Below are 13,408 nucleotides of genomic sequence, written 5' to 3' on the forward strand. Positions count from 1 at the left end.
AGATGAAAAAGAAGAAATCAATCAAAGATATTATTTCCTACAGTGAAATAAAAAAAGGACAACTTGTAGGAGGGATATTATTTGTTAGTCTTGGTATGCTATTAAGTATTTGTCCAATTTTGGTGATATACAAAGTCATAAAATCTCTATTTTTATATGGAAAATTAGAACAAAGTACAATACAGTTCTGCATCTATGGACTTGCAGCAGTGGTATTGTCATATTGCTTAACTTACATTGGCGGTATTTTATGCCATAAGTTTTCATATGTTTTAATAGCTAACTTAAAAAAGAAGATATTATTTCATATTGGGAATCTTCCTTTAGGTTTTTTTACCGGAGACAACAAGTCAAAAATAAGGCAAGTATTAGGATCGGACATGAATCAAATTGAGGGATATTTTTCTCATCAATTACCAAATTTAATTTCAACTTTAGCACTAATTTTAGCAATGATAATTGTTATGTTGAAGATAAATTTAATATTAGGTCTTACGACTTTGTTAATTATATTTGTTGGTTTAGGAATTCAGATTGCAATCATGGCAAAGATTATAAAGTCGGGTGGACTTGAGAAGAACTTTGCGATTTTGGATCAAATTAATTCAGCAACTACTGAATACGTTAAAGGTATGCCGGAAGTGAAAATATTTGGAACAGGAGCAAAATCATTTAAAACTTTTTCAAAGTCAGTAGGAGAATATAGAGATTTTACAAGTTCGATGACATCAATGATAAGACCAGGATTTGTCTCATTTAGAATGTTTATTTTATCTGTTGCTACATTCATAGTTCCTGTAGGAATACTTTTAATGTCACGAAATAATAACTTGGATTTTGCTACAGTTTTTATTTTCTATTTGATTCTTGCACCTGCAATTAGCGTACCTGCATTAAAGCTTAGAGATTTTGCAGAAGGAATGAATTTACTAAATGAAGTTGTTTTGAGAGTCTATGAAATTATAGATCAAAAAGAATTGGCAATTGAAAATACTGAGGAAGGGATAAAAGGTCATGATCTTGAATTTAATAATGTGAGCTTTTCTTATGGAAATGAAGAGGTTTTAAAGAATATAAGCTTCTGTGCTAAACAAGGAGAAGTTACAGCATTAGTTGGTTATTCGGGAGCAGGTAAATCTACCATTGGAACGCTAATACCAAGATTTTACGATCCTTCAGAAGGTTCTATTAAAATTGGTGGAGTTAATATAAAAAGTATTCCGATAAACACCTTAATGGACAAGATAGCATTTGTTTTTCAAGACAGTGATCTTATCACAGATACAGTCTTCAATAATGTTGCTATGGCAAAGACAGGTTCTACAAAAGAAGATGTCATAAAAGCATGTAAAAAAGCAAGGTGTCATGATTTTATTGAAAAACTTCCTAATGGATACAATACTGTTTTGGGTAAAGGAACTTACTTATCTGGGGGAGAGAAACAACGTATTGCAGTAGCAAGAGCAATTTTGAAGGATGCACCAATATTAGTGTTAGACGAGGCAACAAGTTTTGCAGACTCTGAAAATGAATATCTTATGCAGGAAGCTTTATCTGAATTGGTCAAGGATAAGACTGTTATTATGATTGCTCATAGGTTAAATACCATAGAATATGCAAATCAAATCTTAGTAATATCTGATGGAAAAATTGCAGAAAGAGGTAAGCATGAAGATTTAATCCTTGCAAATGGAATATATAAGAGACTCTTTGATATTTATAAGAAGACAAATATTTGGCAAATGGATATAGAAGGGAGTGAGAATGAATGATAAGAAATATTACTTTAGGAAAGATGAATAATATAAGAAAATCAATTATTTTAAACGTTTTGGCATCTATTTCCAACCTTATACCATTTATTGCTTTGGCGAAAATTGTAGAAACACTATTTTTAAATAGAGGTGCAGATAGTATAGATACGAGCCTTTTATGGAAGTATTTTGGGATAATGGCAATATTTTTCTTAATAACATTCTTATTGGAAAATTTAGCCACAAAATATACCTATGAACTTGGATACAAGACAAGTGCAGATGGAAGAATAGAGCTTGCAGACCACATAAGAAAACTGCCGATAGGTTATATTTCAGGGAAAAGTTCAGCAGAGATCTTAGATACATTAATGAATGATTTTTTCAAAGTTGAAACGGCAGTAACGCATCAATTACCTCAATTTTTTAGTGGTATATGTGTAGCGGTTCTTTGCTCGATATTATTTTTGATAATCAATGTAAAAATGGGAATAGCAACACTTATTGGACTACCTATTTCTGTTCTACTTCTTACACTCATGCAAAACTTTCAGAAAAAAATTTATTTAAAAACAAAGAAAATGAGGATAAAAGAGGAAGAAGATATAAATGAATATTTGGATGCCATTAAGACTCTAAAAGCTTATAACAGCTTAGATGACACATTAACAAAACTTGAAGAAGATATAGACAACTCAAGAAATGCAAATATTAAGAGTGAGAAAGGAGTTGGTTCATTAACTACTATAGCAAGTATGATTTTAAGAATAGGACTTCCTTTGATGAGTTTAGCTGGTTCCTATTTATTTATAAATGGATCTTTGGAAATTGATACATTTTTAATGTTCTTATTTGTAGGCACAAGGATTTTTGATCCCTTGGAGCTTGCACTTGTAAATTATACAGGTTTACAAATGGCATCCGTTTCAGGAGAGAGAATCATTAACTTACTTAAGGCTAAACCTATGTCAGGAAATTGTGCTGTAAACGAAAGCAACAAAATTGAAATATCTGATGTTTCATTTTCTTACAAGGAGTCTAAGGTTATCAATAATGTTTCATTAGACATTAATGAGAACGAATTAACTGCTTTTGTTGGTTACTCTGGCTCTGGAAAATCTACACTAATTAAATTAATTTCCAGATTTTATGATCCTAATGAAGGGACAATTAAAATTGGTGGAGTAGATTTGCTAACAGCCGACCCTGATAAATTAATGGATAAATTTTCTGTCGTTTTTCAAGATGTGTATCTTTTTAAAGACACAATTTATAACAACATAAAATTTGGAAATGAAGATGCAAGTAAAGATGAAATCATGAATGCTGCAAAAATGGCAGGAGCTTATGACTTTATAGTCAAAAAAGATGATGGATTTGACACTATGATTGGACAAGGAGGAGCGACTCTGTCTGGAGGTGAGAAACAAAGAATATCAATAGCGAGAGCAATATTAAAAAATGCACCAATAATACTACTTGATGAAGCAACATCTTCACTTGATCCTGAAAATGAACTTATTATACAAGAAGCAATATCAAATTTAATAAAAAATAAAACAGTTGTGGTTGTAGCCCATAAATTAAGAAACGTAATGGGAGCTGATAAAATTGTTGTTTTAAACAAAGGGAAGGTAGAAGAAGTTGGGAAGCATGAAGAACTTATTAAAAATGAAGGACTATATAAAGACTTATGGAATTATCAAGAAAAGTCTAAAGAATGGAAGATTGTACAGTAACAATCAATTTTAAAGGAGGAAATTTATGAAAACACAAAAGAAATCATCAAAAAATGCAGTTACAGCTGGTGTTTTAATTGCACTTTACTTTGTAACATATTTAGTAATTGGGGCAATATCTATGCCTGTCCCTGTTTTATTTTTACTAATGCCTATGCTTGTAGCACTACTTGCTGCACCAACCTATCATATGCTTCTTGCAAAAACAAAGTCAGCCACCGCTATTGTAATCGCAGCTATCTTACCAAGTATTTTATTAGTTGTAACTGGTCATATTCCAATTGCACCATTAGTGGCAGTGCCTGCCGGAATAATTGCTATGTTAATAGCAAGAGGTGGAAATTATACAGACTTTAAGAAAAATACAATTAGTCATATGTTTTTTTCTCTAAACTTATTTGGAGGATTCTTACCAATTTGGCTTATGAGAGAAGCATTTTTTGAAAGTGTTATAAAAGGTGGCTTAGATCAAAACTTTTGTAATACAGTAAGAGCATGGACACCAATATGGATGCTACCAGTTATGATTATTGGAACATTTATATTCTCTTTGATTGGTTCTTATTTTACAAAGAAAATACTAAATAAAAAGCTGGAATCAGCAGGAGTTTTATAATGGAAAATTCAAAGTTTGTTCTGGGGTCAAAATATGACCTCAGAACAAAACTTATCTTGCTTATAGGTGCGAATATTTTAATTTTTTTAGGGTTTGATTGGATCTATCAAAGTCTTATTACATTATTTTTTCTTGTCATCATTATTAGCGATGGTTATAAAAAATCCGCTATAAAGTATATTTTATTTTTTGTAATAAGTGTAGTATTGGAAAAATCTTTAGCCTATTTTAATATGAATTTTCTTTCGAATTTAATTTTATTTATCTTAGCAATTGGAAGAAAATTTCTGCCATGTATTATCGTGGGCAAATGGATTTTAAATTCCACATCTGTTTCCAGTGCAGTGGCAACTTTACAAAAATTAAAACTTTCAAAAGACTCGCTCATAATGATTTCTGTAATATTTAGATGTTTGCCTACTATTAAAGACGAATGGAGTCATATAAATATGGCGATGAAAACTCGAGGAATTAATTTTAACTTAATAAATTTAATAAGGAAACCAACATTAATAATGGAATATTTTTTTGTGCCCTTATTCGTAAGTGTGATAGAAATTGGGGATGAGCTCTCTCAATCAGCCATTATAAGGGGACTTGATGCTCCTGTTAACAAAACAAGTAGATATCTTATTAAATTTAGGAGAAAGGATATTTGTGTTTTACTTTCTATGATTTTAATTATATTAATCGTTGTATTTATGAAAATCTCGGGGTGGGACTTATGATTGAAATTAGAGAATTAAGCTTTAAATACAAGGGAGGAGCTAATTACTCATTAAAAGACATTAATTTGATTGTAAAAAAAGGAGAATGCATTCTTCTATGTGGTAGGAGTGGTTGTGGAAAGTCTACTCTATTAAAGCTTATGAATGGTATAATACCTGAGTTTTATGATGGAGACATTTCTGGCAGTGTTATGGTCAATGGTATGAATACATTTACCACCCCAATTTATAAATTATCTAAGAATGTAGGCTCGGTTTTTCAAAATCCCAAAACACAATTTTATACAACAAATACAACAGATGAAATTGCTTTTGGTTTAGAAAATTACGGCATAGAAAGAGAAGTAATTAACAAAAGGATTGAAGAAGTTGAAAAAGAGCTTCATCTTGAAAACTTGATGAATAAAAATATATTCAATCTTTCTGGAGGAGAAAAGCAGAAGATTGCTATAGCAAGCATTTACGCATTAAACCCTGAGATATTTATTCTTGATGAACCATCTTCAAGCTTAGACATAAAGTCAATGAAAGAACTATCGCTTACAATAAAAAAGCTTAAATCTTTAGGAAAAACTATTATTATTGCAGAACACAGGTTGTGGTATTTAAAAGACATTGCTGATAGAGCAATATACTTAGAGGATGGAAAAATCATCAGAGAATATAGTATGGACGAAATTGAAAATCTAAGTGAAGATGAACGAACGAGAACAGGACTTAGACATTCTGATTATAAAGCTATTGAAAGATTTGATGATTTTGAAACTTCAAATAAAGGGACTTTATTAGAGTTAAAAAATCTGATATTCAAAAGAAATACCAAAATAATTTTGTCCATTGAGGATCTTAAATTTTGCTATGGGAATATTATTGGGATTGTTGGAGAAAATGGAATTGGGAAGTCTACATTAGCAAAAATCATATGTGGCTTATACAAAGAAAATAAAGGTAAAATTTTAAAAGATGATGAGAATTTACAACTAAAAACAGTATAAAAATCTAATTATCCGCATAAACACTGGACTTATCACACTTTATCAAGGTCAAAACCACTCAATTTACTACTAATTTACTACTTATGAATGAGCTTTGATACGACGATTTATCCTTGAAAAGTGAAGATACAAAGATACTTCCAATAAAATTGAATATTTAATAGGTAGACACTTCAAAAAATGAGGTGTCTATTTTTTTACCCAATATTTGAAAGGAAGTGAACTTATGAAAACAGAAAATCAAGAATCAAAAGGTCGCTCCCCTCCCTTTAAGACCATCAAACAAACAAGATTTATCAAACAATAAAAAGAAAGGATAGGTAAAAATATGGAACTTAAATTTGTGATTCCCAACATGGAAAAAACATTTGGCAATTTAGAATTTGCTGGCGAGGATAAAGTAGAACAGCGAAGAATCAACGGACAATTAACTGTCTTATCTCGAAGCTACAACCTCTATTCTGACGTTCAAAGAGCAGATGATATTGTGGTGGTGCTTCCTGCTGAAGCTGGAGAAAAACATTTCGGCTTTGAGGAACGTGTAATGTTAGTCAATCCACGTATTACCGCAGAGGGCTATAAAATTGGTACTCGTGGATTCACAAATTACCTTTTACATGCGGACGACATGATAAAAGAATAAAGAAAGAGAGGAAAAATGATGAGATTACCTAATGGCATTGTATTAGATAAAGACGCTACATTTGGAGAATTAAAGTTTTCAGCACTCCGTCGTGAAGTACGAATCCAAAATGACGACGGTACGGTTTCAGATGAAATCAAAGAACGTACCTATGATTTAAAATCCAAAGGGCAAGGACGTATGATTCAAGTGAGTATTCCTGCCAGTGTTCCTTTGAAAGAGTTTGACTATAACGCAAAAGTGGAAATCATCAATCCAGTTGCAGATACCGTCGCTACCGCTACCTTCCGAGGGGCAGATGTTGACTGGTATATCAAGGCAGACGATATTGTATTGACGAAAGATTCCAGTACCTTTAAAAATCAGCCACAACCTAAAAAAGAGCCAGCCACGGATAAATAGTCATGCTACTTCCACTAGAGAGAAAGGAGGAAATCCCGCATGAAACAGTTTGGCATTCGTGGTAAAAGGATTCGCCCAAGTGACAAGGATTTAGTCTTTCATTTTACAGTAGCGTCCTTACTGCCAATTTTCCTGCTGGTTATCGGACTGTTTCATGTGAAGACAATCCAGCAGATTAACTGGCAGGACTTTAACCTATCACAAGTAGACAAGATTCACATTCCCTATTTAGTTATTAGTGTTAGTGTCGCAATTCTTGTCTGCTTGCTGGTGGCATTTCTATTCAAAAGATATAGATATGATACAGTAAAACAACTGTACCACCGTCAAAAGCTGGCTAAGATGGTACTTGAAAACAAGTGGTATGAATCGGAACAGGTCAAAACAGATGGCTTCTTCAAAGATTCGTCCAGTCGTACTAAGGAAAAGATAACCTACTTTCCCAAAATATTTTATCGCCTTAAAGATGGTTTAATACAGATGCGAGTGGAAATCACGCTAGGAAAATATCAAGACCAGCTCCTACACTTGGAAAAGAAATTAGAAAGCGGATTGTACTGTGAGCTGACGGATAAAGAGTTAAAAGATTCTTATGTGGAATATACCCTGCTCTATGACACCATCGCCAGTCGTATTTCTATTGATGAAGTCCAAGCCAAAGATGGCAAACTACGCTTGATGGAAAACGTATGGTGGGAATATGACAAGCTCCCTCACATGCTCATAGCTGGTGGTACAGGTGGCGGTAAAACTTACTTTATACTGACACTGATTGAAGCCTTGCTTTATACAGATTCTAAGCTCTATATTCTTGACCCAAAGAACGCCGACCTTGCCGACTTAGGCTCTGTGATGGGGAATGTCTACTACAGAAAAGAAGATATGCTCTCCTGCATTGACCGTTTCTATGATGAAATGATGGCACGAAGTGAAGCTATGAAAGAGATGGAAAACTATAAGACTGGCGAGAACTATGCCTACTTAGGACTTCCTGCAAACTTTCTTATCTTTGATGAATACGTGGCTTTCATGGAAATGCTGGGAAATAAAGAAAATACCGCAGTCTTAAACAAGCTCAAACAGATTGTCATGTTAGGTCGTCAAGCTGGCTTCTTTTTAATACTGGCTTGTCAACGTCCAGACGCAAAATATTTAGGCGACGGAATCCGTGACCAGTTTAATTTCAGAGTGGCACTTGGAAGAATGTCTGAAATGGGCTATGGCATGATGTTTGGCAGTGATGTACAAAAAGATTTCTTCTTAAAACAAATCAAAGGTCGTGGCTATGTTGATGTGGGAACAAGTGTCATATCAGAATTTTACACTCCCTTAGTACCAAAAGGTCATGACTTTTTGGAGGAAATAAAAAAACTAACCAACAGCAGACAGTCCACGCAGGCGACGTGCGAAGCGAAAGTCGCAGGTGTGGACTGATCTTGCTGGCTGGTGTGGCGATAGCCACGCCAGCACCTAACCCCCCGTATCTAACAGGGGGGTACAAATCGACAGGAAACAGTCAAAAAAATAGCAGAAAATTCTTTGGTTACAAGGAGTTTAGAAAATTTCGTGGTATGTCAAATGAGCTTCAATAGTTGACATACCTTTTTTAATTGGAGGGATTTAACTGAATGAACAAACTTTGATACAGCATTTAAAGGAAAAACGGTTGGCTTATGGGCTATCTCAAAACCGACTGGCTATTGCTACAGGCATTACAAGGCAATATCTTAGCGACATTGAAACTGGCAAGGTTAAGCCATCAGACGAGTTGCAACAATCCCTTTGGGAAACTCTGGAACGCTTCAATCCCGATGCCCCACTTGAAATGCTCTTTGACTATGTAAGGATTCGCTTTCCCACAATGGACGTACAGCATGTGGTTGAAGAAATATTGCAATTGAAACTTTCCTATTTTCTTCATGAAGACTATGGCTTTTATTCTTATTCAGAACATTATGCCTTAGGCGATATATTCGTTCTCTGCTCTCATGAGATAGACAAAGGTGTTCTGGTGGAATTAAAAGGTCGTGGGTGCAGACAATTTGAAAGCTATCTTCTAGCACAACAAAGAAGCTGGTATGAGTTCTTTATGGACGCTTTGGTGGCTGGTGGCGTGATGAAACGCCTTGACCTTGCCATCAACGATAAAACAGGGATTTTGAATATTCCCACACTGACGGAAAAATGCCTACAGGAAGAGTGTATTTCGGTGTTCCGCAGTTTCAAGAGCTATCGCAGTGGCGAACTGGTACGCAAAGATGAAAAGGAATGTATGGGAAACACGCTTTATATCGGTTCATTACAAAGCGAAGTCTATTTCTGTATCTATGAAAAGGACTATGAGCAGTACAAGAAAAATGATATTCCCATTGAAGACGCAGAGGTTAAAAACCGTTTTGAAATCCGACTAAAAAATGAGCGTGCCTATTATGCAGTACGTGATTTACTTGTCTATGATAATCCAGAGCATACAGCTTTTAAGATTATCAATCGGTATATCCGCTTTGTGGATAAGGACGATTCAAAAGCACGTTCCGATTGGAAACTCAATGAAGAATGGGCATGGTTTATTGGAAACAATCGTGAACGATTAAAGCTAACCACAAAACCAGAGCCTTACTCTTTCCAAAGGACACTAAACTGGCTATCTCATCAAGTCGCCCCGACCTTAAAGGTTGCTATTACACTTGATGAAATTAACCAGACGCAGGTTGTGAAAGACATTCTCGACCATGCGAAACTGACAGACCGACACAAGCAGATTTTAAAGCAACAGTCGGTAAAAGAACAGGACGTGATAACGACAAAAAAATAACTTAAATACAAATTCACTGCATACAGAAAGGAGAACATTTTTATGAATTTTGGACAAAACCTTTATAACTGGTTTCTATCAAATGCTCAATCACTGGTACTTTTAGCAATCGTTGTAATTGGCTTGTATCTTGGCTTCAAGCGTGAGTTTAGTAAACTGATTGGCTTTCTCATCATTGCGATTATTGCGGTGGGCTTGGTGTTCAACGCTGCTGGAGTAAAAGACATTTTATTAGAGCTATTTAATCGCATTATCGGTGCTTAAATTAAACCGTTATTTTGTGGAATATAAGTGGTTTTCTTATGTTCCGCAAAAGAATGGTACACCAAACGAAGTGCGGTAGGGATTTTTGAATCTCTACAAAGAAAGGACGTGAACACATGGACGATATGCAAGTCTATATTGCCAACTTAGGTAAATACAATGAAGGAGAATTAGTCGGTGCTTGGTTTACCTTTCCCATTGATTTTGAAGAAGTCAAAGAGAAAATCGGCTTGAATGATGAATACGAGGAATACGCCATTCACGATTATGAGTTACCCTTTACGGTTGACGAATACACTTCTATTGGCGAACTCAATCGCCTATGGGAAATGGTATCGGAGTTGCCAGAGGAACTACAATCCGAGCTATCTGCTCTGCTCACTCATTTTTCAAGTATTGAGGAACTAAGCGAACATCAAGAGGATATTATCATTCACTCGGATTGTGATGATATGGCAGATGTCGCACGTTACTACATTGAAGAAACTGGAGTATTGGGCGAAGTGCCAACCAGTCTTCAAAACTATATTGATTACGAATCCTATGGTCGTGATTTAGAAATTTCGGGAACTTTTATCACAACCAATTATGGGATTTTTGAAATCGTCTATTGAAAGGATTGATTCTATGAAGAAAATACGAAGCTATACCAGTATTTGGTCTGTTGAGAAAGTGCTGTACTCCATCAACGATTTTAGACTTCCGTTTCCCATAACCTTTACGCAAATGACGTGGTTTGTCGTGTCACTGTTTGCGGTTATGATACTTGGCAACTTGCCACCTCTTTCCATGATTGAGGGAGCATTTCTCAAATATTTTGGAATTCCTGTGGCTTTCACATGGTTTATGTCTACAAAAACCTTTGATGGTAAAAAGCCTTATGGATTTTTGAAGTCTGTCATTGCTTATGCACTGCGACCAAAGCTGACCTATGCAGGGAAAAAAGTAACCCTTGGCAGAAACCAGCCACAAGAAGCCATTACGACAGTTAGGAGTGAATTTTATGGCATATCCAATTAAATACATTGAAAATAATCTGGTCTGGAATAAAGATGGCGAATGTTACGCCTATTATGAGCTTATTCCTTACAATTACTCATTCCTAAGTCCAGAACAGAAAATACAAGTGCATGATTCTTTCAGACAGCTTATCGCACAAAATCGTGATGGCAAGATTCATGCTCTACAAATCAGTACAGAATCCAGCATACGTTCTGCACAAGAACGTTCCAAAGAGGAAGTAACTGGCAAACTCAAAGTAATTGCCTATGACAAAATCGACCAACAGACAGACGCTTTAATATCCATGATTGGCGAAAATCAAGTGGACTACCGCTTCTTTATCGGCTTTAAGTTGCTTCTCAACGATCAAGAGTTTTCTATGAAAAGTCTTACCGTTGAAGCCAAAAATGCTTTGTCTGATTTTGTCTATGATGTGAACCATAAGCTAATGGGCGATTTTGTCAGCATGAGTAATGATGAAATCCTGCGTTTTCAGAAGATGGAAAAGCTCTTGGAAAATAAAATCTCTCGTCGTTTCAAAATCCGTAGACTGGATAAGGACGACTTCGGCTATCTGATTGAACATCTTTATGGACAGACAGGTACAGCTTATGAAGATTATGAGTACCATCTATCAAAGAAGAAGCTGGATAATGAAACGCTGATTAAATATTATGACCTTATTAAACCGACCCGTTGTCTGGTGGAAGAAAAACAGCGATACCTAAAAATTCAACAGGAAGACGAAACCGTCTATGTGGCGTACTTTACCATCAACAGCATTGTCGGCGAATTGGACTTTCCGTCCTCTGAAATCTTCTACTACCAGCAACAGCAATTTACATTCCCGATTGATACTTCTATGAATGTGGAAATCGTGGCAAACCGTAAAGCACTAAGCACCGTTCGTAATAAAAAGAAAGAACTAAAAGACCTAGATAACCACGCATGGCAAAGTGATAACGAAACCAGCTCTAATGTGGCGGAAGCTCTGGAAAGTGTCAATGAGCTGGAAAATAATTTAGACCAAAGCAAGGAATCCATGTATAAGCTCTCTTATGTGGTGCGTGTTTCCGCAAATGACTTGGACGAATTGAAACGTCGTTGTAATGAAGTGAAAGATTTTTATGACGATTTAAGTGTCAAGTTGGTACGACCATTTGGAGATATGCTGGGCTTACATGAAGAATTTTTACCATCAAGCAAGCGTTATATGAATGACTATATTCAGTATGTAACCTCTGATTTCTTAGCTGGACTTGGTTTCGGTGCTACTCAAATGCTTGGCGAAAATGAGGGTATTTATGTTGGCTATAGCTTAGATACAGGACGCAATGTCTACCTCAAACCTGCTCTTGCCAGTCAAGGGGTTAAGGGTTCAGTAACCAATGCATTAGCGTCTGCCTTTGTAGGTTCGCTAGGCGGTGGAAAATCCTTTGCGAATAACCTTATCGTCTATTATGCAGTGCTTTATGGGGCACAAGCAGTGATTGTTGACCCGAAAGCGGAACGTGGCAGATGGAAAGAAACCTTGCCAGAAATCGCTCACGAAATTAATATTGTCAATCTGACTTCTGATGAGAAAAATAAAGGCTTACTTGACCCTTACGTGATTATGAAAAATCCCAAAGATTCTGAATCACTGGCAATCGACATTTTGACGTTCCTTACGGGGATTTCATCACGAGATTCTGACCGTTTCCCTGTTCTACGAAAAGCCATTCGTGCTGTAACTAATAGTGAAGTGCGAGGTCTTCTGAAAGTGATTGAGGAATTACGGGTTGAGGGAACTCAAATAAGCACCAGCATAGCCGACCATATCGAAAGTTTTACAGACTATGACTTTGCACATCTGCTCTTTAGTGATGGATATGTGGAGCAGTCTATCAGTCTTGAAAAACAACTGAACATCATACAGGTTGCCGACTTGGTACTTCCCGATAAAGAAACCTCCTTTGAGGAATATACCACAATGGAGTTACTATCGGTGGCAATGCTGATTGTCATTAGTACCTTTGCGTTAGACTTTATCCATACAGACAGAAGCATTTTTAAAATTGTTGACTTAGACGAAGCGTGGAGCTTCTTACAGGTGGCACAAGGTAAAACACTGTCTATGAAACTGGTTCGTGCTGGACGTGCTATGAACGCTGGGGTATATTTCGTGACCCAGAATACAGATGACCTTTTAGATGAAAAGCTGAAAAATAATCTTGGTTTGAAATTTGCGTTCCGCTCTACTGACCTTAACGAGATTAAAAAGACCCTTGCCTTTTTCGGCGTTGACCCAGAGGACGAAAATAATCAGAAGCGATTGCGTGATTTGGAAAATGGACAGTGCCTTATCAGTGATTTATATGGTCGTGTCGGTGTGATACAGTTCCACCCTGTATTTGAAGAACTGCTCCATGCCTTTGATACCAGACCGCCTGTGCGAAAAGAGGTGTAAA

Annotated in this window: 13 protein-coding genes; all 13 read left to right on the forward strand. The window is 35.9% G+C overall.

What is annotated here, in order from left to right; genetic code table 11:
- Positions 1 to 2: 2 nt before the first annotated feature.
- The 13 genes from VJI77_RS05560 (at position 3) to VJI77_RS05625 (ending at position 13,407) form a co-directional block, all read left to right on the forward strand.
- Positions 3 to 1,772 carry an ABC transporter ATP-binding protein gene (locus tag VJI77_RS05560; RefSeq protein ID WP_000727577.1) on the forward strand — a complete coding sequence of 590 codons (1,770 nt, stop codon included), beginning with the start codon at positions 3 to 5 and terminating at the stop codon, positions 1,770 to 1,772.
- Positions 1,769 to 3,493, forward strand: a complete 1,725-nt coding sequence (locus VJI77_RS05565; protein WP_000620708.1) for an ABC transporter ATP-binding protein — start codon at positions 1,769 to 1,771, stop codon at positions 3,491 to 3,493. The genes VJI77_RS05560 and VJI77_RS05565 overlap by 4 nt, the downstream gene beginning before the upstream one ends.
- 25 nt (positions 3,494 to 3,518) lie before the next feature.
- Positions 3,519 to 4,109 carry an MptD family putative ECF transporter S component gene (locus VJI77_RS05570; protein ID WP_014262669.1) on the forward strand — a complete coding sequence of 197 codons (591 nt, stop codon included), beginning with the start codon at positions 3,519 to 3,521 and terminating at the stop codon, positions 4,107 to 4,109.
- The gene (locus VJI77_RS05575) at positions 4,109 to 4,837 is read left to right on the forward strand and encodes an energy-coupling factor transporter transmembrane component T (RefSeq protein ID WP_000431741.1); all 729 of its coding nucleotides are present in this window, start codon (positions 4,109 to 4,111) and stop codon (positions 4,835 to 4,837) included. The genes VJI77_RS05570 and VJI77_RS05575 overlap by 1 nt, the downstream gene beginning before the upstream one ends.
- Complete coding sequence (locus VJI77_RS05580) at positions 4,834 to 5,832, forward strand: ABC transporter ATP-binding protein (RefSeq protein WP_001860234.1); 999 nt, start codon at positions 4,834 to 4,836, stop codon at positions 5,830 to 5,832. Before VJI77_RS05575 ends, VJI77_RS05580 begins: the two co-directional genes overlap by 4 nt.
- A gap of 328 nt (positions 5,833 to 6,160) precedes the next feature.
- Positions 6,161 to 6,475: a YdcP family protein gene (locus VJI77_RS05585; RefSeq protein WP_000420681.1), complete on the forward strand. Its 315-nt coding sequence runs from the start codon at positions 6,161 to 6,163 to the stop codon at positions 6,473 to 6,475.
- Between the two features lie 15 nt (positions 6,476 to 6,490).
- The gene (locus VJI77_RS05590) at positions 6,491 to 6,877 is read left to right on the forward strand and encodes a YdcP family protein (RefSeq protein WP_000985040.1); all 387 of its coding nucleotides are present in this window, start codon (positions 6,491 to 6,493) and stop codon (positions 6,875 to 6,877) included.
- A gap of 39 nt (positions 6,878 to 6,916) precedes the next feature.
- The gene (locus VJI77_RS05595) at positions 6,917 to 8,311 is read left to right on the forward strand and encodes an FtsK/SpoIIIE domain-containing protein (RefSeq protein ID WP_002368310.1); all 1,395 of its coding nucleotides are present in this window, start codon (positions 6,917 to 6,919) and stop codon (positions 8,309 to 8,311) included.
- Positions 8,312 to 8,516: 205 nt separating this feature from the next.
- Positions 8,517 to 9,692, forward strand: coding sequence for a MobT family relaxase (gene mobT / locus VJI77_RS05605; protein ID WP_002390710.1), 1,176 nt, complete (start codon positions 8,517 to 8,519; stop codon positions 9,690 to 9,692).
- 42 nt (positions 9,693 to 9,734) lie between these two features.
- A complete protein-coding gene (locus VJI77_RS05610) occupies positions 9,735 to 9,956 on the forward strand; it encodes a hypothetical protein (protein WP_001009056.1) in 222 nt (73 codons plus the stop codon).
- Positions 9,957 to 10,072: 116 nt separating this feature from the next.
- A complete protein-coding gene (locus tag VJI77_RS05615) occupies positions 10,073 to 10,570 on the forward strand; it encodes an antirestriction protein ArdA (RefSeq protein ID WP_002368312.1) in 498 nt (165 codons plus the stop codon).
- Between the two features lie 13 nt (positions 10,571 to 10,583).
- Positions 10,584 to 10,976, forward strand: a complete 393-nt coding sequence (locus tag VJI77_RS05620) for a conjugal transfer protein (protein WP_025186755.1) — start codon at positions 10,584 to 10,586, stop codon at positions 10,974 to 10,976.
- On the forward strand, positions 10,960 to 13,407 hold the full coding sequence (locus VJI77_RS05625; protein WP_002368314.1) for an ATP-binding protein: 2,448 nt from the start codon (positions 10,960 to 10,962) through the stop codon (positions 13,405 to 13,407). Before VJI77_RS05620 ends, VJI77_RS05625 begins: the two co-directional genes overlap by 17 nt.
- The last annotated feature ends 1 nt before the right edge of the window (position 13,408 follow it).

It is taken from the genome of Parvimonas sp. D2 (assembly GCF_035282635.1).
Lineage (GTDB): Bacteria > Bacillota > Clostridia > Tissierellales > Peptoniphilaceae > Parvimonas.

Excerpts from the sequence above, each read along its gene's own strand:
- VJI77_RS05560 (WP_000727577.1), top strand. The coding sequence starts at position 3 with ATGAAAAAGAAGAAATCAATCAAAGATATTATTTCCTACAGTGAAATA.
- VJI77_RS05565 (WP_000620708.1), top strand. The coding sequence starts at position 1,769 with ATGATAAGAAATATTACTTTAGGAAAGATGAATAATATAAGAAAATCA.
- VJI77_RS05570 (WP_014262669.1), top strand. The coding sequence starts at position 3,519 with ATGAAAACACAAAAGAAATCATCAAAAAATGCAGTTACAGCTGGTGTT.
- VJI77_RS05575 (WP_000431741.1), top strand. The coding sequence starts at position 4,109 with ATGGAAAATTCAAAGTTTGTTCTGGGGTCAAAATATGACCTCAGAACA.
- VJI77_RS05580 (WP_001860234.1), top strand. The coding sequence starts at position 4,834 with ATGATTGAAATTAGAGAATTAAGCTTTAAATACAAGGGAGGAGCTAAT.
- VJI77_RS05585 (WP_000420681.1), top strand. The coding sequence starts at position 6,161 with ATGGAACTTAAATTTGTGATTCCCAACATGGAAAAAACATTTGGCAAT.
- VJI77_RS05590 (WP_000985040.1), top strand. The coding sequence starts at position 6,491 with ATGATGAGATTACCTAATGGCATTGTATTAGATAAAGACGCTACATTT.
- VJI77_RS05595 (WP_002368310.1), top strand. The coding sequence starts at position 6,917 with ATGAAACAGTTTGGCATTCGTGGTAAAAGGATTCGCCCAAGTGACAAG.
- VJI77_RS05610 (WP_001009056.1), top strand. The coding sequence starts at position 9,735 with ATGAATTTTGGACAAAACCTTTATAACTGGTTTCTATCAAATGCTCAA.
- VJI77_RS05615 (WP_002368312.1), top strand. The coding sequence starts at position 10,073 with ATGGACGATATGCAAGTCTATATTGCCAACTTAGGTAAATACAATGAA.
- VJI77_RS05620 (WP_025186755.1), top strand. The coding sequence starts at position 10,584 with ATGAAGAAAATACGAAGCTATACCAGTATTTGGTCTGTTGAGAAAGTG.
- VJI77_RS05625 (WP_002368314.1), top strand. The coding sequence starts at position 10,960 with ATGGCATATCCAATTAAATACATTGAAAATAATCTGGTCTGGAATAAA.